This is a genomic window from Kitasatospora sp. NPDC015121 (assembly GCF_055562955.1).
The window spans coordinates 12,503-33,536 of sequence record NZ_JBVHEH010000044.1; the positions used below are offsets into that span (position 1 = coordinate 12,503).

Below are 21,034 nucleotides of genomic sequence, written 5' to 3' on the forward strand. Positions count from 1 at the left end.
GTGTCGCTGCCCAAGCACTTCGAGACGTGGATCGCGGGCTCGGCTCAAGCTGTCATGTCGCGAAGTGGAGAGCTATTTCTTCGAATTATCTACTTATGCAGTAGAACTGGTTCCCGGAGGCACCGGCATGGCGGGTATCGCTATCGTCGATAATCGCGATCCGTAGCGGGTCGGGCCGCACCACCCCTACCCCGTGACGCAGACCGGGGCGGATTCGCGTGGGCGGTGCCGGTGGTGGCCAACGCGAGACCTGCCGGCGCCGGTGCGCGGTTCGCAGGCGGCACACCGCCCGGTTCCGCAGCCGGTCAGGTGTTCGGTGCGCCGTAGACGGTCAACCCGGCCCAGTACTCGGGCCAGGTGTGCCGGTGATCTGGATGCTGTTGCAGGTAGTCGAGTTTGGCGTGACGCAACGCGGCCAGGGCGGTCTCGCCGGCGGCGAGACGGTTCCAGAAGGCGATCATGATCGCGCTGGTGGCCTTGTCGTCGATGTTGTAGAGGCCACCGATGACGGTGGTCGCGCCGCGCAGCATCAATGCCAGGGGAAAGCCTCCGATCTCGATGCCGTCGGGTGCGCTGATTGGGGTGTTGCAGGAGGCCAGTACACACAACCGGGGCACGGTCCAGCTGAGGGCTTGGGCGGCGGTGACCCAGACGGTGTTTCCGTCGGCGTCGCGGAGCTTCTTCGCCTGCCCCCAGCCGTGCTCGTCGGCGCTGCCGTGCACAGCCATCGCGAGCAGAGAATACGGTTGCGCGCCGTCGACGGACATCTCGAGGTCGAGATCCTGGTGTGACTCGACCCGCCGGACTCCGTCGAGGGCGGCGAGCAAGGTGTCGAGCTCGGGCCGGGCGTGGGTGAGAGTGTGGTCGTAGAGGGCCAGCGAGGGGGTCGGGGTCCGCTGTTCGTCGAGTGCCATCAGCGACAGGGCGCTGGTCAGTGAGCCGTGGATGCTGACCAGGGCGTGGTCGAGGACAGCGGTGTCGGCGGTGACTGGGAGGGCGTCGAAAGGGATGTGGAAGAACCCGGTGGGCACGATCATCAGCCGTATCGGTGCTTCCGGATTGGTGGCAGCGAGCAGTTCGATCAACGGCTGCGGCAGCAGCCGAGGGGTGTAGTTCTCCCGCCATTCGAACGTGTCGTCGTCGCCGGGATGCAGGTCGAGGGTCAGCCGGGCGACCTCGACTCGATCGGTGAACTGCTCCGTGGGCCTTCCGGAAATGGAGATGGTGACCCTTCGCAGTAACGGCACCCACTCACCGCCGGAGCCGACTGCGTCGGTACCGCGAGACAGCGGGAGGAGCTGGAGGACGGCGGTGGGGACGGCGGTCAGGCCACGGCGGTCAAGAACAGCGGTGGCGGTGGCGGTGTAGAGATGGGACGAGTCGGCCAGAGCCGACAGGGGGCCGAGGACCGATTCGGCGGCCTTGACTGCGGCGGCCCGATCGACGGCGATCTCGTTGGATCGGCCCCGCAGCCCTCGCCCGTTCTCCTTCCCTTTGGTGTCCTCGTCGGGGTTCGTGCCGCTCAAGTCGACGGTGGCAGAGCCGGCGTCCTGCACGGCCAGTGCCGCGGCCCGGATGTTGGTGTCGACGTCGCGGTTGCGGGCCAACTCGGCCAGAAGCAGGCCCACCCGGTCCCGCCGGACGGCTTCCATGATCAGGTCGGCCGCCTCGTGATCGCCCAGGGTGACAGCCAGATCAGCCGCGTCGGTGAACAAGGCGGCGAACTTTTCCGCGATCCGGCGGCGGTCGATGGTGGTGGCGATGGTGAGCATCAGTTCGGTGACGCACCCGATCCCGCGTAGAAGCCGTCGCAATCGTTCGGTCTGTTCATCCGGTGTGGTCTCGGCCACCGCGCGGGCAGCGGCCATCCACGCGGTCGCCTCCGATTCCGGGGCCAGGCTCACTCCCTCGATACGTAGCATCTCCGTGGCGGTGAGGGCTTCGGTCTCGACCCGCACCCAGTCGATGTCGATGCCTGTGGCGGCGGCGCGCCACCACCACTCCGCTGACAGGCCAAGGGTTTTCGCGTGGGCGACGTAACTCGTTCCTAGATCGAACTCGGCGAGCCGTTCGTCGAGGCGATGACGTACCTCGTCGCTGCCGGCCACCCCATGCCGGACTGCGGAGGTGAGCGCATTCTGGGCCGTTGCCCATTGGTAGGCATTGCGGCTCGCGGTCAGCAGGTCCGTGGTCAACTCGACGGTCGGGGCGTCACCCGACATCAAGGCCAACCGTGCTCGACCGTAGAGAAGCGAGCTGACACCATTTCCGGCGAAACCATCCCACGCCGCTTCCGCCACATCCAGGAGGCCTTCCGCGTAGGCCCTGATCTGTGGATCCACGGCGGTGTCACCCGATCGGACGTAGCCGGAGGTGATGGCCCAGGCAATGTTCCCCAGCCAGGTGATCGCGGCCTTCGAGTTGAGCTGACGGTAGTGCGCCACGCAACCCATCAATTCCTCGATCGACGGCTGCCCCTCGAACATTATCCCGAGATCGTCCTTCAGACGGTTCTGCAGCCGTTGATAGCGGAACTCCTGTGCTCGGCTGAAGTCCTGGAACAGGTCCGCGTTCGCGCTCGCCTGGGTATTGGCATGACGCCGGGCAGTCGAGGACTGCGGGTACTGCGCCGCCAGGTCCCTGGACTTCTTCTCCATCCGCAGTACGGCGTGCACGTCTCGACTGCGGCGGTGCAGATGCCCTTCCAACAGCCAGGTATAGGTGAAATTGGTTGGGTCGGCATCGGCGTATCGGCGGGCGTGTTCGCGGGCAATCTCGACCTGCCGCATCGAATGCTCGACGAGGCTGACGTCGCGGTACGCGTTGCAGAGCAACTCTGCGCGTTTGAATCCGATCTTCTCGACGAGGAAGTCACCCAGAAACGGTGCTTCGCGGAGGATTCGAGGTCGTACCTCGTCGCCGACGATCTGGCGGTCACCCGGCTGAATGTGTGTCAGGGCAGCGATGGCGTCGTGCGGCTGATTCACCCTGCGGAGGTATCGGGCGAGTTGGATTTCCACGATGGCCCGATCGACAGGGTCGCCGTGGTCGCCGAGTTCGGTGAGTGCATGCCGGCAGTTTTCGACAGCCTGGATGATTTCACCTCCGGGCGCGACAGCGGTGACCACCTTCTGCTGCGGGAATCGCAGGAGTTGCGTCCACGCCAGCGCCCGTCGCACGTGCGATCGCGCCGTGTGGGACACGGAGGTGAGGTCGAGCAGCAGTTGTGCGGCGGAGCGGACGATGCTCTTACTCGGGACGCCGGGCGGGAACCCGCCGACGCGACGTTCGTGGATCGACTCCGGGGACAGTGCCAGGGCCGCGGCGATGATCGCGGTCAGCAGGGATTCGGCGCGGTCGGGATCGGTGCCCGTGCGGGCCTGGTCGAGTACCTCCCCCCAGGTGGCGCCAGGCGCGGCGTCGATGCTCACGCGGGGCCGGCCAGCACCGAGAGGGTGAGCACCGGGTGGGTGGCTTCGATGCTCGCAGGCAGGATCGCCTTGCCGGACAGCTCGGCCAGACCCATCTGCGCGGCGGCCTCACCACGATCGACCTGGTACAGCGGAATCCGGATGCGGGCACCGTCGCCGTAGTCGATCACCGCGAGGAGCGTGATACCTGGGTCAGGGGTGCTGCGCAGCGGCAACGTCACGCTCACCGCGGTCCCGTCCGCCACCGGGGTATCGGATACAGTCAGCGACAGTGGGCCGACCGCGTCGACGCCGAGGATCGCGGTGACCAGGTCGGGGTCGGTCACCCGCACCTTCCATAGCCGGCCCTCGTCGGCGGTCGCGGCCGCGCGGGTCGAGGACACCAGTCCAAGTTCGGCGGTCCAGGTCGCCAGGACATCGGCGAGGGTGTCGTCGTCGATCCGGGCGTCCCCGATGGCCTCCTGTGCCTCGACGATCGCGCTGGCCCGGGTGAAAGCTCGCTCGGTCATCGCCAGCAGTTCCTCGTCGGAAGGCATCAGAGTGTGGTCGGGGTCGTCGGCGTGCAGCTCGGCGTCGATCAGCGCCAGCAACGCCTCGGCCTCGGCAGCCAGACGTCCGGGGTCGTTGTCGAAGTTCGTCATCGTTGTCTCTTCCTACTTTTTAGAGGGTGGGGGCGTCGGGTGCGGTCGACGGTCGATTCGGGGCCAGCTCAGCCAAGGCGGCCTGCAGTCGGGTCTTGAGCCACGAGCTGAGCTTCTTGACCTTTGACAGGCTCAATCCGGTAACGGCGGCGACCTGCTCGAGGGGCCGGAGGTCACCGTCGTCGAGGTCAAGCAGGGCCCACAGGTGGGGGCGCTGTTCAGCGTCGGGGTAGGAGTCGATCACGACTCCGATGTGGACACGGATCTCGGTGGAGAACACCACTCCCTCGGCGACGTCGCGGGTGACGTGGTCGGACGAGAGGTCGTCGAGGGCGATTTCGAAGCCGGTGTTGACCCCCAGAACAGCCTTCTGTGTCTGCCGCCGCCGATACAGGTCGATGTGCCGATTGGTCAGCACGCGCGTGAGGAAGGCCCGTCCGTTGACCGGTCGGGTGAAGGTGTATCCGATGAGCTTTACGTATGCGTCCTGGGCGAGGTCCTCGGCGTCGGCCCGGTTGCCGCGGGTCAGCTTGAGCGCGTGCGTCATCGCGAAGGCGAGGAGGTCCCTCTGCGGCTCTCCGACGAGTTCGATGTAGGCGCGGTCGATCTGCGAATGCTTCCCCGTCCGGGGAAGCACTCGGGGGAAACCTGACGTCGGGTCTGGCTGATGGGGGTCGTCCATGTATCCGCTCCTCCGTACGCCCACGCTGTTTCTGCGGGGTCTGTGTTCGATGTCGGTCGCTTGCGTGGTGTGTCAGTAGTGACGGATGAATTATGAACTCGGTTCGCCGTGTGCATGCCGATTCACCGGCACTGCCCCTGGCTCTCCAGGTATTGACGACTGATGCCACGTTCGGGTTCGCGACGGGGATGGTGCGTAAGAGCGGTTGCTGCGGTGTGCAGCACGGGCGGACCGGTGCACGGCCCGGGCCGGTCGCACCCCGCAACAGAGTGCGACCGGCCCCGGCGTCCGGGGGTCTTACTGCCGGGTCAGCACTTGTAGCCGGTGTAACCCTGGTTCTCCCAGGGGCGGACGGACATCAGAAACGCGGAGCACCAGCCGCGGTTGGCGTACTGGCGGGCGATCAGCTGGTGGCCCTTGGCCAGCGCGGTGTAGCTGACGTTGATCTGCCAGGGCAGGCCACCGGGGAGCTTCGGGGCGCGGCCGTTGCCCAAGTCTCGGGTCTCCTGCTTGTCGAGGTAGATGACGCAGCGGCCGTCACCGCAGCGGGGGGTCGCCGCCGAGGCGGTGCCGGTGGCGGCGAGGGTGGCGCCGAGTAGCACCGCGACGGCGATGGTGGCGAGGGTGATCCGCTTGACGATGGTGGCCCACAGGGTGGGTGCCGCGGTCTGTGCGGTGGCGGTGGTGGTCATGGTCTCTCCTGCCGGTGGGGCCTGCTGTTGGCGGGCCGTACATGCAGTGGTGACGAGTGACGGTGCCGTGCGGTTCGCGCAGCGGGAAGCCCACCGCCGTCATGAACACCGATCCGTGCGCATCCTGCGCTGAGCGACACCCGTTGCGCGCCTTGGTGCGATCTGTGTCAGAGGCTGCCTCCGGCAGCGGGAGTCCGTCGGCATCGCCTGACCGAGGTTCCCGCAGACGGATCACCCCGCGCGGTCCGCGAACCTCAATCGAACCCTCACTCGTCCTTTCCTGCATGGGCGACGAGGACGAACGGGGAGAACAGCGATGACCAAACGCAGCCGTGAATGGGACACCGTGATCAAGGCGATCGCTACCGCAGGGTGGTCGTACCGGCCTTGCAAGCACGGTCTCTACGTCTACCCGGCGGACCGCGCACTCCGCCCGGTCACCGTGGCCGGCACCCCGGGTGAGTTCCGGTCACTAGCTAACACCCGTGCGCAGCTGCGGCGCGCGGGGCTGGCCGGGATCTGACTGGTTGGTCACCGGTCAGATCCCGAACCCGACCGCCAGCTCGGCCGTCAACATCGACGACGGCCTTCGGTCGTCGCCCGGGGACAGCCCGGGGACAGCCCGGCCCCGCGTCATTCGACCGCGCAGCGGGGTTTCCACCGTCTACACCCCGCCTTCCGTCGAACGCGGCACGAGAGAGGACAAAACCCGTATGATCCCCATGTTCCATTATCGGATCGCCGATCCTGGTAGTGACGATTTCAACCAGTGGAAAAAAATCCGGACCCAGTTGTACCTCGAGGCCGGGTTCATCGAGTCCGACAGCATAAATCCAGGCATCGGAGTGTTCACCGACGAGTACGACGAACACTCAATCCACCTGTTGGCCTCCGACGCCGCCGGCCAGCCCGTGGGGTGCTGCCGGATGATCGAAGGCGGGATGAACACCCTTCAGGTCACCACGCAGTTCGACCTCCAGGTACCCCACTACTCCTGTGAAATCTCTGGAACAGCGGTGTTCGAGCCATTCCGCAAGACGTTCGCGACACTCGGCTTCTACCGCGCCCTCATGCATCTCGCAGAAGAACGTGGTTACGAGTACGCCTACATGGAGGTCGAGGAACCGTTCCTGGCCGCGCTTGAGGTCCTCGGACTTCCGGTGGAAGTCGTCTCGGAACCGCGGTGGGTATACAACACCTACAACGTGGCCGCGCTCGTCAGAGTCAGTAGCATCGCCGCATCCCTGACCGAGGCCGATAATGCTCGAGGAGGAACCACATCGTTCGGTGAGTACTTCCGCCGGCCGTTCACCTGGACGCTCGCCTCGCATGACATTCTGCCGCCCGCCCACACCCGCGTTCGTCATGATGTCTGAGTCCCCGCTGTCGCGGAATCGCGGCCTGATCTCGGATTCCGAGCAGAATCGACTTGCCGGGGCACGGGTACTGGTGGCGGGTGTCGGTGGTGTGGGAGGACGGGTCGCTGAGACCCTGACTCGACTCGGAGTCGGAACACTCGTGCTTGCCGACCCGGACACCTTCTCGGTCACCAACCTCAACAGGCAAGCCGCTGCCACGACCGCCACATTGGGCCGAAACAAGGCCGAAGTCGTCGCCGAACTGTGCCGAGGGATCGGCACCGGCGCGATCGTGGAGGTGGTTCGAGAAGGAATCACCCCGGACAATGTCGAGGACTTGGTTGCCTCGTCGGACTTGGTGATCGACGGCACCGACTACACCGTTCCCGATGTGGGGCTTCGGCTGGCTCGAACGGCACGCGGCGCCTCCGTATCTGTCGTTCTGGCCGTCGAGATCGGATTCGGGGTGTGGCACACAGTGATCCCTCCGGACGGAAATCGCTTCGAGCGGCTTCTCGGCTTGGCCCCCACCGTCACCTTTGATGACCTGGCATCGAGACGAGTCAGTGTCCCCCTCTGGCGGTGGGTATTGAGCATTCCCGCCTACATCGGTATGGACGTGCTCGCCCACGTCGAGCAGGGGCACTTGGAAGCGCCCGCTGTGGCTCCGGCCGTCGAACTCTCTGCCGCGGTGGTTTCGACGACAGCCATATCGCTTCTGGTTGGCCGACGCCCGCCGGCATCGGCTCCGCGTGTCCACCACTTCGATGCACGGACAGGCAAGGCGAAGACATTGCGCCCGTCGCGGGTGCGCTTCTATCTTTCTGCGGCCATCGCCTCGATTGGTCGATCGGTCGGCTGAACAAGGCGGTTGTCGTCGTGTTGTTTCGATGCCGGGGACGGCTTTAACTAGTCGAGAGTGATTGGCACACAACAGATCAAGGTCCGCATTTCACCCTTGGGTCTCGATCCATCTGCGGATCGTGACGGGCAGGTCGTCGTCCGTCGTCCGTCGGCGCCTCAGCCGATCGTCGGCGGCGCGAGGGTCAGTGCGGCTACTTCCGTTGCAGGAGTGGGATTTTCGGTCCGTGGTCTCAACCGTTGGAGTGGTGCGGTGGCGGTGACCTGCTCGTCCGGCCGCGGTGGCAGGTGGCGGTAGAGGGTGGATCGGGTTAGCCCGGTTTTGGAGGTAATCTCGGCGGTGGTGGCGCCAGCGTCGCGCAGTTGGAGGGCGTGGGCGAGCTGGGACTCGCTGACCACCGACGGGCGGCCGGTGCGCCGACCCTTCGCTGTCGCCACCGACCTGGCGTGGGCGGCGCGTTCGAGGGTGTAAGTGCGTTCCATCTGCGCGAACAGCGCGAGCAGCACGACGGCGAGTTGGGCCATCGGATCATCCGGGTTGCTCGAGTCGATCCGGATCGGGTCGGCCAGGTTACGGATTCCGACCCCACGCTCTCGCAGGTCGTGGATCAGGTTGAGAGTGTCGCGCACGTTCCGGCCTAGCCGGTCGAGTGTGTGCGTGACGATGACGTCGCCGTCGCGGGCGTACTCAAGTAGTGCGGTCAGCCCGGGGCGGTCGGTGGTGGCGCCGGACTTCTTGTCCACGTAGATATTCGCCGGGTCGATCCCCGCTTTACTGAGGGCGTCGATCTGCCGGTCGAGTTCCTGTTTGGTCGTCGACACCCGCGCATACCCCAACTCCATGCCCGGAGAGTACCGAAAGTTGTTCCCGTCTCGATTTTCCGACACGATGTTTTGGAATTAACTTCTAGGACATCATGAGCTGGGGTGATCCGATCTGGGCCGCCGGCCGCGTGTCCGTCCCAGAACCAAGGAAATGAGACTGTGCGCAGATAGGTTTGCGGCGATTCCTCATGTCGGCGAGATCAGGAAGGATCGGGAAGTTTTCTATGTCAGCCGCAGGACTCTGCGTCGGACGTCGCGGCCAAACTAGAGATGCGGTCATCGCGATATCCGCGCCAATGTCTGCATTTCTGGCAAGGCTCCGCCCCATAGTTTCTCTGCCACTGCGCGAGCTTGTGACTGGTGCAAACCCGCTCCGCCTAGAAGCATTTTGGGTTGGATTCGACTCATTATTCTGAATGTTGTGAGCACTAATAGGTTATGAACAATGTTGTTAGACTTGTGCAATGTTGTATGGTTTTGCTTATGTCTGATGAAAATTTTCTGAAAGTTGCCGAAGCTGCTTCCTACGTGGGAGTTTCCGCGCAGACCCTTCGGCGCTGGGATCGTGATGGAACGCTGAGCGCGGTAAGGCGACCTGGAAGCAATTACCGCTATTACCGCCAAGCTGACCTTGAACCCTTTCGGCTGCAGTACCGACGCGCCGAGGAAGCCGCAGCGAGCGGGGCTGACAGCAGCGTCTTCGCGACAGCGAACGCTGATGTCGAAGCTAACGCATCCCTGCGGGAACCGCAGCGCGAAGCACACCGAGCGGTCCGGGAACATTTCTCGGCCGACAGGAGTCCTGCGATCGTGCAGATTCCGGTCGGCTGCGGAAAGACCGGCATCATGGCCACACTGCCTTTCGGCATAGCCCAAGGGCGAGTCTTGGTAATCACGCCAAACCTTACGATTCGAAAAGGCGTCGCCGACGCCGTCGATGTCACCAGTCCACAATGCTTCTGGACCAAGTTTCGGGTGCTGTCTGACTTCACGGCTGGCCCCTGGATGGCCGTGCTCGACGGACCGAATGCCAACCTCCACGACGCGATCGAAAGCGACTTCGTTGTCTGTAACATCCAGCAGTTGGCGAGTCAAGCCGACCGTTGGCTTCCCCAGTTCCCCGAAGATTTCTTTGACATGATTCTCGTCGACGAAGGTCACCACGCCGCCGCAGAGAGTTGGCAGAAAGTATTCCGTCGGTTTCCCAATGCGAAGGTCGTCAGTCTGACGGCGACACCGTTCCGCTCTGATCAGCAGCAACTCCACGGCGAGATCGTTTACCGTTACCCGTTCACTCGAGCGATGGTCAACGGCTACATCAAGCAGATCCACTCCCGCAACGTCGCGCCGTCGGAAATCTACTTTAACTACTCCGACGATAACCGCCGCCATACTCTCGAAGAAGTCCTTGAGCTGCGAGAAGAGGCGTGGTTCCGCCGTGGCGTTGCGCTTAGCCCCGAATGTAACCGTCACATCGTCGAGACCAGCATCCAGCAATGCGAGCGCATGCGGGCACAAACAGGTATCCAGCATCAAATCATCGCCGCGGCATGCTCAGTCGACCACGCCCGACAAGTTGCCAGCATTTACAACGAGTGCAACTACCGGGCCGCTGAGATTCACTCGGGGATGGACCCCGACAGCCAAGACGCCGTCATCGAACGGCTGCGGCGAGGCCAACTTGACTGCATCGTGCAGGTTCAAATGCTGGGCGAAGGCTTCGATCATCCACGACTTAGCGTCGCAGCCATTTTCAGACCCTTCCGCAGTCTTGCCCCGTACATTCAGTTCGTCGGCCGAGTCATGCGCGTAGTCCAGGAGTCCGCTCCCGAGCATCCTGACAATCAAGGCCACATAGTTTCGCACGTCGGGCTGAACAACGACGCTCGTTGGTCTGAGTTTCGAGAGCTTGACCTTGATGATCAAGCACTCGTTCACTCTTGGGTTGACGGACAGACTGACAACGATGCGGAGGGCGAAAACAGCGGTCCACGCGCCCGCCGGTTCGATGGTGGAATGCTGGTCGACAGCGAGATTCTGACTCGCTTCGTTGAACAGACCTATCTCGACCCCTCCGATGACCGAGTGCTGGACGAGATGCTCGACAAGGACATTGCGCCCGGGCTGAAGTTGGGTGACCTGGTCAGCCGAGACCAGCTCCGTGAACGCCTACTCGCGCAACAGGCAGCTGCAGAAGTGCAAGTTCCGCAATCGATCCCGGTCTCGCCGCAGCGTGCCCGCCAGTCAGCCAAGACCCGTGTCAACGAGCGCACAAAATCAGTTGCCAACCGTGTACTGGCAGATCTGAAGCTGCCACCTCGCGGTCACCAGCTCATGGTCGTGAGTCCGGGTCCGCGACAGCACAATTCCGTCATCGCGATTCGTCGTGTCGCTGCTGCTATCAATCAGGAAATTGGTATGCCCAACGGGACACGCGGTGAATGGTCACACGAACAGATGACCAGCATCTTCGATCGCCTGGACGAAATCGCTGATTCAGTTCGGGATTCACTGAGAATCCAACTCGATCAACGTAACTGAGCCGCAGCGAATAAGCAGATAGGAGTTGAAATGCCCGTCAAATCAGTCCTGCGACACATCCGAGTTGAAACGCCCCGAACAAACCATCAACGTAAATGCGCAGCGCACCGGACTGGCAAGCAGGCGCATTACATACTTGCCGGTGATACCCACCTCGTCATTGTTGAGGACGGCAAGGAGATCAGGTACTGCCCGGGCGCGGCCACTGAGATTCTCGACCGCGCCCGAATAGATCTGGAACTTCTCCGAAAACAACTCAGCGCGCTGGAGTAAGTCGCGTTAACGTATTGACACTCCGCGCTGGGCCGTCGATACCTACCTGGCCGCCCACCAGGATCACCCTCAGACGTGCCACCGTCACCGCGCAGCGCAATACCGGCCGTTCTGGTGTCCTAAATCTGGGTATCTGTTTGCACGAGTGCCGCACCGAGTCTGATCCGCTCGTGCAGCGGAAGGTCAAAGCACAGGCGCCGATAGTGAAAGCGCTGAAGTGCCTTCTAGATCGGTCCGATCCGCGAGATACCGGACCGATCTGAAATTCTCGAGAAAGTACTGATAAAGACCTATTTCTAACAATCTAGATTGTTAGAGACAACGGCTACCGGAGATCGGCACTCGCCTGTTACTGATCTTTCGGCTTCTCCTTATTCGAGCGAGTCGACTACCTTCATGGTCTCGACTGCCACGGTGGTGACACGCTTGATCAGGTCGACGATGTAGGCGGGGTCGTCGTGTTCGTCGCACCAGTCGTTGGGGTCGTTGACGATCCCGGAGGCTTTATCGGTCTTGGCTTGGTAGCGGTCGATGATCCACGCCAGCGCTGAACGCGAGCCGAGCATGTACCGCTCAGCCTCTTCCGGAATCCCTGAGATGGTGACCTTCGGGTTGTAGACGAGCGTGGTGCGGTCGTCTACATTCTTGCCGGTCTCGGGGTCTTTCTTCTTGCCCCACTTCATCTTCGAGACCCGCCACGTCTCACGGTCTTCGGCCGATGAGCCCGTCTTGAGTTGTACGTCAAGGGGATACGGATCGACGCTCTCGTAGCCGACGTGCAGATCTGCCAGGCGACGACCGGCGGAGAGCAACTGCTCGAACCGCTCTCGGGACTCGGGTGTCGGAATGTGCGGGAGCATCTTCTTCAGATCTGACGCGTAAGCCTGGCGATACGCCGGATCGTGCAGCAGGCCGTAGGCATAGAAAAAGATGTCGTCCTTGGTGACCTGGTTGCCAAACGCGTCCCGATAGAGCGCGAGGATTCCGTCAGTGATGTTGTCGATACGGCGGTATCCGTGCTCGTCGACCTGGAGTGTGTCGGAGGAAGCGAGATCGAGCTCGCAGTCCGGAGATTCGTACTTCTCGTAGGTCCAGCGGGGATAGAAGTTGACTGCGCTGATCCCGGCGGCACCGAGGTCCGGTATTGAATCAGTCATGAGGCACATGAACTGCGGAGCAAGGTTTCCTGGATTCGGGATGTAGATTCCGATGTTCCTGTGTTGCGGAGTCGGAAACATCCGGGGCAGCTTGCCTCGCCGATCGTTGAGATCGTCGTCGAAGTACGCGTACTGCTTGCAGAAGGGCCGATAGACGCTAACTCGGCGATGTTCGGACTGATACTGGAGGCGCCGGCCACGCTCAACTTTCGGAATCAACCCTGACGACCAGCTAATTCGCTTGTCGTTGTAGGACACAGTGTCCTTGGCGCCAGACTGAGAGCCGCTCTTCACCGCTTCTTCATAGGCGTCAACCTGCTCGTTGTAGAAGTCGACCGTGCCCTTGATTTTCTCTCCAAGGGCTTCGCGCGAAAATGCGTAAACCCAGGCATCCCTGTTGGTCTTCAATCCACCAGAGTAATCAGCGAAGAAAGTTGTCTCGATTCCCGCGGTCTTCTTGACTGCTATTGGTGTATATGCGCCGAATGCTGCGTTCCTTTGATCGACCCAGTCCCCTTCAGGATTTGGGTTGATACTGGCCCAGTCAATTGTGCTGAGGCTTGCTCCGCCAACAATCGCCAGCTTCTCCTCGCGACTCAGGTAGTCACCGATGTCGCGGTAGTGGATACGGCACGGTCCACTGTGAGAAGGATCCTTCACCGCAATGAGAACCGCAATCGTGGCCTGTGAGCCTTCGCCGAATACCTTGCCTCCCTCCTTTTTCCAGTCGCCGCGCTGGTTTCCTCTCAAGTTGTAGAGGTAGATAGTCGAGTACTCGTCGGCCAGTGACAAGCGAATTCCGTCGGCGGTGTTTCCGTTGATCCACCCTCCATTTGTCACATAGGCGACTACGCCGGAGTCACCGATACGGTCCGTCGCCCACCGGATCGCCCTAATGTACGAGTCGTACAGCTTGCTCTTCAATGTCGCAGTCGACTTCGCCGCGTACGAACTCTGGATGGCGCGGTCGAGCGTGGGATAGGCGCGATTCGCATTGTTTTCGCTGGCATTCGATTGCCCAGCGGAGTACGGCGGGTTTCCGATCACGACGTTGATCGGGGTGGCGTTCTGGCGGATGATGCGATCGTTGTTCTGCGGGAACATCTCGGAGTCGAGGCTGTCACCGTTTTCGGTGATCTGAAAGGTATCGGCGAGGACGATACCCTCGAACGGCATGTATGTTGCGTCGCCGCCCTGATCGACGAGCGCGTGGTACGTGGTTTCGATGTTCACAGCCGCCACATAGTAGGCGAGGAGCGTGATCTCGTTGGCGTGCAACTCGTTCGTGTACTTACGCGCCAAATCTTCGGGGTTGATCAGCCCGGACTGCAGCAACCGCGTCATGAACGTACCGGTTCCCGTGAACGGGTCCAGGACATGCACGTCTTCGTCGGTCAGACCACGCCCGAACGAATCCCGCAAGGCTGCGTCGGCGGCGCGGAGGATGAAGTCGACGATCTCCACCGGCGTGTAGACGATGCCGAGGGCGTCGGACTGCTTCTTGAACCCGATCTTGAAGAATCGCTCATACAGTTCTGCGATGACTTTCTGCTTGCCTTCGGCGCTGGTCACCTCGGTCGCGCGGACGCGGACGGAGGCGTAGAAGCCGTCGAGGCCGGCGGTTTCCGCTTCTAGCCCGGTGTCGTCGAGGGTATCGACCATCGACTGCATCACCCGCGAGACGGGGTTATGGGAGGCGAAGTCGTGCTCTGCGAACAAGGCATCGAATACCGGTTTGGTGATCAGATGCTGCGAAAGCATGCTGATCGCGTCGTCGCGGCTGATCGAATCGTTGAGGTTGTCGCGCAGTCCGGTGAGGAACCGCTCGAACTCCTCGGCGACTGAGGTGTCGGCGCCGGCGAGGAGGGCGTTGATGCGGGTGATCTGCGCGGCGGCGATGTCGGAGACGTCGCCGGCCCAGTCTTCCCAGTAGGCGCGGGTGCCGACCTTGTCGACGATCTTCGCGTAGATCGCTTCCTGCCATTCGGAGAGGGAGAACAACGCCATCTGCGTTGCCATCCCCCCACCGGAGTCTCCGGTGGGGGTGGCACCTTCGGCAGAATCTGCACTGGTGGAAGCGACGTCAGCACTGCTTCCACTGCTACGGCTGCCGTTGTCGAAGCTCTCGCCGACCTCGACGAGGGGTCCGATGCGCCCACCGAGTAGGCGATCGTTGCCCTTACCGTCCTTCTTGTCCGAGGTGGCGTTCAATGCGATGGAGTTGACCATCGCATTGAACCGATCATCATGCGCGCGAAGCGCATTGAGTACCTGCCAGACGACCTTGAACCGGGTGTTGTTCGACAACGCCTCGGACGGGCTGACACCGGCCGGAACCGCAACGGGCAAGATGATGTAGCCGTAATCCTTGCCGTCGGATTTGCGCATCACCCGGCCCACGGACTGCACCACATCGACCTGAGAGTTGCGGGGGTGCAGGAACATCACCGCATCCAACGCCGGTACGTCGACTCCTTCGGAGAGGCAGCGGGCGTTGGTCAGGATCCGGGCTTCCCCCTCTGGCAGGGGGGCTTTGAGCCAGGAGAGTTGCTCGTTGCGTTGTAGCGCATTGAACGTGCCGTCCACATGGTGCACCGAACACGTCAAGTCCAGGTTGGTGGAATCGACAGTGCGCCCGTCATTTTCGCTGCCCTCGAGTAGATCGCGGTAGGCATCGACAACAGTGGGGAACACTTCGGCGACCTGCTTGGACGCGGCGATGTCCTTCGCGAACGCGACCGCGCGGCGCATCGGCGCCGCACCCGGTGCGAAGCCTGTTCCTTCGGGGGTTTCGCCAGCACGCTTGGCCAGTGCATTCCAGCAGCCGATGATCTTCGACGCGTCGTCGAGCCGTAGTTCGCTGTGCACCCCGGCAAGCTGATCCTGCAGCGGCGCTGCCACCAGGGATTCGTCGACGGTCAGCACGATCACTTTGTAATCGGTGAGCAGACCTCGCTCGACGGCCTCACCGAATGAGAGTCGGTGGAACTCGGGACCGTAAACGGTTTCGTCGTCCATCGAGGTGAGCTCGGCGGAATGCTCTTCCGCCTTCTCTTTGACGTCGTCCACGAATATCTTCGGTGTCGCCGTCATGTACAGCCGGCGGGCGGCGTTGAGGAAGTCGGCGTCGTGGACGCGGACGAAGTTCGAATCGTCCTCACCGAACAGCGTGACGCCGGTGGTGCGGTGCGCTTCGTCGCAGATCACCAGATCGAACGGATCCACCCCCAGCTCTTGTGCTTTCGCGACGGTGGGCAGGGACTGGTACGTGGTGAACACCACAGTCAAACCTTTGGCGCGCTTACGGTGCGCCATCTCCGCAGCCAACTTCACCGGATCGGTGGTGACGGGGATCGCGACGTCGTGGATGTTGACGTCTTCGGCCGAGCGGGACACTTTGGTGTCCGAGCACACCGCGAACGCCCGCAGATCCAACTGCGTTTGCGCGGTCCACTCCCGCAGAGTTTGCGAGAGCAGCGAGATCGACGGCACCGCAAACAGAATCCGGGCGTTGCCGCCGTTCTCCAACGCTGCACGTTCGGCAATCTTGAGGGCGGTGAAGGTTTTACCGGTACCGCAGGCCATGATCAGTTTGCCGCGGTCGTTTCCGGCCTCGAAGCCTGCGAAGACGGCGTCGATGGCGGACTGTTGATGCAGGCGGGGTTCGTGACGTTTCGCTTCGGCCAGGTTGACCTGCAGCTCGCCCTGCGGCCAGGCGATGTCCCAGTCGATCGGCGATTCCGCGATCTCGGCCAGCCCGATCCGCTGCACGGGGATTGACTGCCCCTCGAGGGCGTCTTCGGCGTTCTTGCCCCAGCGGTCGGTGGTGGAGATGATGACCCGGTTGGAGAACGGCGTTTTTCCGGATGCGGTGAAGAAGGAGTCGATGTCGCCTTTGGCAAGGGTGTGGGTGGGTTCGTAGAACTTGCACTGAATCGCGGTGAATTCGCCGGTGTCGCGTTCACGGGCGACGAGGTCGATACCGGTGTCGGGCTTGCCCTTGCGGCCCGGCCAGTCGGTCCACCGCCACACCTTCTCGTACTGCTGCGAGAGCAGTGGGTCGAGTTCGAAGTACCGGACCATCAACTGCTCGAACTTCGTGCCCCGCTCCGAATTCGACGGTGCCTGCCGAAACGCCTCGATGACCTCGTGCACTGAACCCATGAACCCAATCCCTCCGCGACAACAAACGTGCTCGGATCATCCTTGCCCACCCCTCAGTCGAGGAACAGCGCAGGTGCTATTTCTTTTCGCACCTAGGAGACGGCGTACGAATCACTAGGTCTCGTAAGGACGGGTGTGAGAGGCAGCGCTCGACGACTACTTGTCCGCGCGACTGAAACGAGTGAGGTTTCTACGGAGACTGTTGGGGATTGGTCGTTCGACACGCATGCTAGATAGCTATTTCTAACAATTTAGATTGTTAGAGTATTGGTTATGACTGTGGTTGCTGTTGTTAATCAGAAGGGTGGGTCTAGCAAGACCACCACCGTGCTCGGGCTTGCCTCAGCAGCGAGCGCCCGCGGGATCGAAACTCTGGTGATCGATCTCGACCCGCAGTGCAACGCGTCAGAGGCGCTCGGTATCGAGTACCCGCTCGCAGGCAAGACCGCCGCGAATTTACTCGCTCAGGAGCTTCGCGGTAGCGCAGCCGATGCGGTGCACACCTCGACGTGGGACCACGTCAGCGTGATCCCCTCGGATCTGGATCTGGCCGACTTGGACGCGGTCTCCGGGCTTGGAGTCGAACAGCGTCTGCGAGCAGCGCTCGACTCCGACGATCTTCGCCAGCGATACCCACTGGTGCTGATCGACTGCCCTCCCAGCGTCGGCAAACTTGTTTCCAATGCTCTCATCGCCGCCGACACTGCACTGATCGCGACTGAACCATCGTTCATGGCTAGCCGTGGAGTGTCGAAGATTCTGGACGCGATAGAGACGATTACCCGCTACTACAACCCCGGCCTCACCGTCTCCGGTGTCCTGCTCGGCAGGGTTCCGGCGCAGGGTCGAGAAGCTACGCATCGGGCCAGCGAAATTCGGGAGGCGTTGGGAGAGATGGTGTTGCCGATGGTGGTCCCCCAACGTGCTGCGGTCGCCGAAGCTACTGGTGACCATCTCCCGGTGCACAGCGTCCGTCCAGCAGTTCATGAGGTGACAGTTGCATTCGACGCGGCTCTGGACCGAGTGCTCTCTACGGTGACCGTCGCATGAGTACCGCCAAGAAGAAGCCATCCGCGTTCGCAACACCACGAGTCACCGAGACCGCTAGACCCCACCCATTTACTCCGCAACTCGCTCGGGAGGTTGCGGCGGCGCCGCCCACACTTCCAAAGGACGCCACGGTGACCGCTTTCGCGACCCGGCTTCCGCCTGATCTGCAGCGAATGGTCAAAACCGCCTGCGCACAGCGAGGGATCCGCATGCAGGACGCTGTGTACGAGGCGCTTTGGCAGTGGCTCAACAACCAAGAAACGCAAGTACAATCATCGTTTCTAACAAAATAACTTTCTAGAGTTTCTTGGTGTAGCCCATACCACGAAGGCGAAGGCACGCAGGTTAGTTTGGTGATCAGTTGGAACTCGCGGTGCACTCGTCTTGAGTAGGCCACCACGTATCAGGGTCTTCTTCTTGTAGCGAGGTAATGATCTACCCGGACCACCTACCTGCGCTGCGGCGTGGCTGGATCGTGGTCGCTAGTTATCGTGAGCTCCCATGTTTCTGCAGGGAGTAGCCGGGTTGCCTCTTTGATAAAGAATTCCCGGTCGTCGGGCTGCGTGAACCGGAAGGTGGCGTGCTTACGAGCTGCCAGCCAGTGATTGACTTTGGTGCCTCCCCAGGCGATCTGTGGGTAGGTTCCTGATTCGCAGTACTGAGCGAGTCCTCTCAGCATGCTCAGGACAGCTTCATCCGTCACCTTCAAGGTGGCGCTGTGCTTGCAGGCTGCGTAGTTAGTGGGGGGCATCTTTCCTCGTCCTTGGTTGAACGGATATTTTGCAGGTTGCAGATTGTTTCTAACAATAAAGCTTTCTAGAAATTTTGAGTTTTGGAGTATTCGATGCCTGGACCAGGATGCAAGCCAGTTTGCTCTCAGTCCTAAGTACAGTCCTACGTAGTGGGGTTAAGAGGATTATCGAACTGTCCGAGCATCCAGTACCGGGCGTTCTGGATCTGCTCGTCGGTGACATCGGCTTCGGAGCTGAGACCATGCAGAGCCGCGGTGATCTCCACGAGAAGGCTGTAGACGTCGCGGGTCTCGGCTTGAGCCATCATCTCGTCTTCTGGGTGTTCGGCGAGTTCACGGTCGAGGAAATTCAGCGCGTAATGAATAGTGCGGATCAGTGCACTCGGATACTGCATCGGCACGGTAGACGCAGCGCGCAAGTGAGCAGGGTTCGGCTGCCACGGGGGACCGCTCAGGTCAGCAGGCGTCACGGACCGGGTTTTCCTTCTCTTCGATTTTGCGGGCGTCATGCAGTATCCGCCCGACGGCTCCGATGGTGATGTCCATTTCCTCGGCGATGTCCCGGTATTTCATGCCTTGGTTTCGTAGTGACACCACGCGGTCACGGCGGACCTTGGCGCGCTCGAGGAACTCATCCCGTGGTTCGGCGATGAGGCGTCGAGCGGTTCGCTCGGAAGACCCCAGGCGTTCCGCGAGTTCTCGTGCAGTGATGGTTCGACGTTGCTTGGCTCGTGCTCCACCTTGGCTCATAGCGCGTACTCCATTGCTGTGGCGAGATCGAACTTCGTGGCTCGTTTCCGGTTTGCTTCGATCTTTGCAGGTGTCATGACCTTGCCACCTTTACGTCCGAGGTGAGCTTGGCGTGCGCGGTAGGCGGCTTCGTCGAAGTTGCGCCAGATCCATTTACCGATGGAGTACGCGGTCGCCCGAACCTCGACGAAGGGCAGGGGATCGGCGAACTCGGTGTTGACGGCGTGGCAGTGCTGCAGGACAAGACGTAGCCACTGATCGGCGGTGCCGTTCCGGTGATGCCACCACTGGGGGTAGGCCCATTTGCGGGCGGTGTCGAACATGGTGACGTTGCGGCCGAGGCCGGCCGCGCGATCGGGGCGGCGGGGTGCCTGGCGGGGGGTGTGGATGGTGGCCAGTTGCCGCAGCGTGTACGGAGTGGACGGTCCGTAGATGGTTTCCCAGTCGGGGTGAATGGGGTTTTTGGTGAGTTGCCCGCCGTAGGCGAAGTCGCCGCCGACGGAGACCTTGAGCCCGGTCTCGATGCGGTGCGCGTAACGAATGGGGGTCAAGCGGGCGGAGTCGGTGCGGCAGACGTGGTTGGGTCCGAGCCACCAGCCGAGGTGCGCGCGTCCGGAGGGGGACTGGGCGACCCAGTTCGGGGCGGGATGGTCCGAGGGTTTCTCGAAGGCTCGCATCGCCGCATCTGGATGGTCGCAGTCGATGACGATCGAGCCGAGCAGTGCGTGGGGGGAGTGCTCGACGTAACGCATCGTCAGGGCGTCGTCGCGGTGCATCCGGTACTGGCCACGCTCGAGGTAGTTCGTCGCGTAGGGGCGGTGTGGGAGGAGTACCTCGTCAGCCCACTGCGTGTCATTGAGTAACAGTGCCCCCGAGGTGTCCATGGGGACAGCGTGCCGCATCACGATCACTATTCAGGTCGGACACGCCGAGCCATATAGAAAATTATTCGGGTGGGACGTGCCAAGCCATATCAGGTATCCCGGCCCCCCACCCAAAATCCGCGCGCTTGGCCTCCTGCTGGAAAGCTACGTCTACGGAATTTCCCTGACCGGGTCTGGAGAGCATCCGTCTATCGAAGTGGAGCTGCTGAATGTTCGATCTTGCACCGTACGTGGAGTCGTGGATGGAACGACTCGGTAAAGAGCGGCCTCTGTTCCACTCGGAGAGCGACTTCCAGCTTGCGCTGGCAACGGTGATGGCGGATGAGGTGGAGCAGGTTCGGTTGGAGAAGAAGGTGGCCGTCAGTGAGCGGGTGGGCGGACGGTCTCGGCTGGCGGTCGATGTGCTCGGGCGGCTCGGTGGTCGTCGTATCGCGTTGGAGCTGAAGTACCCGAAGAAGCGTCTGCTGGCGGACGTCGACGGTGAGGTGTTCGAGCTTTCTTCTTCGGGGGCGCCGGATCTCGATACGGCGGCAACCTGGCGGGACGCTCAACGCGTCGAACGGCTCATTCTCGACGGAAGTGTCGAGGCCGGGGCTTCTCTGACGTTGACGAACTACCCGTTTTGGAGTGAGCGGAATTCCACGGTGCGCTCGCAGGCGCACGAGTTCCGGTTGTGGGAGGGCCGTCGTGTCGAACCCGGATCGTTGCAGTGGCAGCTCAAGAACGACCGGGTCGGGGAGAGCTTGGGGTTCGAATCGGGGTATCGGTGTTCGTGGCGGGACTACGGCGGTACGCAGTCCTTCGGACTCAGGTATCTGCTTCTGCAACCTTCACTGCGGCGGCAGACGTAGGGAGGGGTGATCAGCGATCTGCACGGACACTGATCGACCCGGTCAATCCGGTGGTCTCGTTTCGCATCGTCACGTGGAGGCATCGCCACAGCGGGGTGGGTGGAAAGTTTTTCGGTGTCGGGT

General features: G+C 62.1%; 16 protein-coding genes. 6 read left to right on the forward strand and 10 right to left on the reverse strand.

The genetic code is table 11. From position 1 onward, the window contains the following. Positions 1–305 precede the first annotated feature (305 nt). The 4 genes from ACZ3J7_RS37315 to ACZ3J7_RS37330 form a co-directional block, all read right to left on the reverse strand. On the reverse strand, positions 306–3,431 hold the full coding sequence (locus tag ACZ3J7_RS37315; RefSeq protein WP_125053151.1) for a CHAT domain-containing protein: 3,126 nt from the start codon (positions 3,429–3,431) through the stop codon (positions 306–308). Then, positions 3,428–4,072 carry a hypothetical protein gene (locus ACZ3J7_RS37320; protein WP_073513676.1) on the reverse strand — a complete coding sequence of 215 codons (645 nt, stop codon included), beginning with the start codon at positions 4,070–4,072 and terminating at the stop codon, positions 3,428–3,430. Before ACZ3J7_RS37320 ends, ACZ3J7_RS37315 begins: the two co-directional genes overlap by 4 nt. A 19-nt stretch (positions 4,073–4,091) precedes the next feature. Beyond that, positions 4,092–4,754: an RNA polymerase sigma factor gene (locus tag ACZ3J7_RS37325; RefSeq protein WP_125053153.1), complete on the reverse strand. Its 663-nt coding sequence runs from the start codon at positions 4,752–4,754 to the stop codon at positions 4,092–4,094. A 308-nt stretch (positions 4,755–5,062) separates the two neighbouring features. Continuing rightward, a complete protein-coding gene (locus ACZ3J7_RS37330; protein ID WP_073513678.1) occupies positions 5,063–5,446 on the reverse strand; it encodes a hypothetical protein in 384 nt (127 codons plus the stop codon). 316 nt (positions 5,447–5,762) lie between these two features. Here ACZ3J7_RS37330 and ACZ3J7_RS37335 point away from each other — a divergent pair, with 316 nt between their 5' ends. Genes ACZ3J7_RS37335 through ACZ3J7_RS37345 form a run of 3 tightly spaced genes read left to right on the forward strand, consistent with a single transcriptional unit; the run spans position 5,763 to position 7,666 of the window. Further along, the gene (locus ACZ3J7_RS37335; protein WP_073513679.1) at positions 5,763–5,969 is read left to right on the forward strand and encodes a hypothetical protein; all 207 of its coding nucleotides are present in this window, start codon (positions 5,763–5,765) and stop codon (positions 5,967–5,969) included. A 4-nt stretch (positions 5,970–5,973) separates the two neighbouring features. Further along, complete coding sequence (locus ACZ3J7_RS37340) at positions 5,974–6,822, forward strand: lysophospholipid acyltransferase family protein (protein WP_350834927.1); 849 nt, start codon at positions 5,974–5,976, stop codon at positions 6,820–6,822. Continuing rightward, on the forward strand, positions 6,815–7,666 hold the full coding sequence (locus tag ACZ3J7_RS37345) for a ThiF family adenylyltransferase (protein ID WP_073513681.1): 852 nt from the start codon (positions 6,815–6,817) through the stop codon (positions 7,664–7,666). The genes ACZ3J7_RS37340 and ACZ3J7_RS37345 overlap by 8 nt, the downstream gene beginning before the upstream one ends. A gap of 158 nt (positions 7,667–7,824) precedes the next feature. On the opposite strand, the gene ACZ3J7_RS37350 is transcribed toward ACZ3J7_RS37345, so the two are convergent. Continuing rightward, positions 7,825–8,508 (reverse strand): recombinase family protein, encoded by a 684-nt coding sequence (locus ACZ3J7_RS37350; RefSeq protein WP_081377648.1) that lies wholly within the window; start codon positions 8,506–8,508, stop codon positions 7,825–7,827. A 465-nt stretch (positions 8,509–8,973) separates the two neighbouring features. Between ACZ3J7_RS37350 and ACZ3J7_RS37355 the strand changes: the two genes are divergently transcribed. Beyond that, complete coding sequence (locus ACZ3J7_RS37355; protein WP_178377376.1) at positions 8,974–11,031, forward strand: DEAD/DEAH box helicase; 2,058 nt, start codon at positions 8,974–8,976, stop codon at positions 11,029–11,031. Between the two features lie 42 nt (positions 11,032–11,073). Here the strand turns inward: ACZ3J7_RS37355 and ACZ3J7_RS37360 are convergent, their stop codons facing one another. Beyond that, a complete protein-coding gene (locus ACZ3J7_RS37360; RefSeq protein ID WP_143173140.1) occupies positions 11,074–11,286 on the reverse strand; it encodes a hypothetical protein in 213 nt (70 codons plus the stop codon). 389 nt (positions 11,287–11,675) lie between these two features. Next, entirely contained in the window at positions 11,676–16,625 is a 4,950-nt protein-coding gene (locus tag ACZ3J7_RS37365) for a DEAD/DEAH box helicase (protein ID WP_350834930.1), read from the reverse strand. Between the two features lie 273 nt (positions 16,626–16,898). On the opposite strand from ACZ3J7_RS37365, the gene ACZ3J7_RS37370 reads away from it, so the two are divergent. Further along, positions 16,899–17,675 (forward strand): ParA family protein, encoded by a 777-nt coding sequence (locus tag ACZ3J7_RS37370; protein ID WP_064114095.1) that lies wholly within the window; start codon positions 16,899–16,901, stop codon positions 17,673–17,675. A gap of 894 nt (positions 17,676–18,569) precedes the next feature. Here the strand turns inward: ACZ3J7_RS37370 and ACZ3J7_RS37375 are convergent. The 3 genes from ACZ3J7_RS37375 to ACZ3J7_RS37385 are packed head-to-tail and all read right to left on the reverse strand — an operon-like array spanning position 18,570 to position 20,060. Then, positions 18,570–18,896 (reverse strand): hypothetical protein, encoded by a 327-nt coding sequence (locus tag ACZ3J7_RS37375; protein WP_064114092.1) that lies wholly within the window; start codon positions 18,894–18,896, stop codon positions 18,570–18,572. Beyond that, positions 18,883–19,176: a sigma factor-like helix-turn-helix DNA-binding protein gene (locus ACZ3J7_RS37380; RefSeq protein WP_064114091.1), complete on the reverse strand. Its 294-nt coding sequence runs from the start codon at positions 19,174–19,176 to the stop codon at positions 18,883–18,885. Before ACZ3J7_RS37380 ends, ACZ3J7_RS37375 begins: the two co-directional genes overlap by 14 nt. After that, complete coding sequence (locus ACZ3J7_RS37385) at positions 19,173–20,060, reverse strand: replication initiation protein (protein WP_064114090.1); 888 nt, start codon at positions 20,058–20,060, stop codon at positions 19,173–19,175. Before ACZ3J7_RS37385 ends, ACZ3J7_RS37380 begins: the two co-directional genes overlap by 4 nt. A gap of 209 nt (positions 20,061–20,269) precedes the next feature. Between ACZ3J7_RS37385 and ACZ3J7_RS37390 the strand changes: the two genes are divergently transcribed. Next, positions 20,270–20,911: a hypothetical protein gene (locus ACZ3J7_RS37390; protein WP_211919423.1), complete on the forward strand. Its 642-nt coding sequence runs from the start codon at positions 20,270–20,272 to the stop codon at positions 20,909–20,911. Positions 20,912–21,034 lie beyond the last annotated feature (123 nt).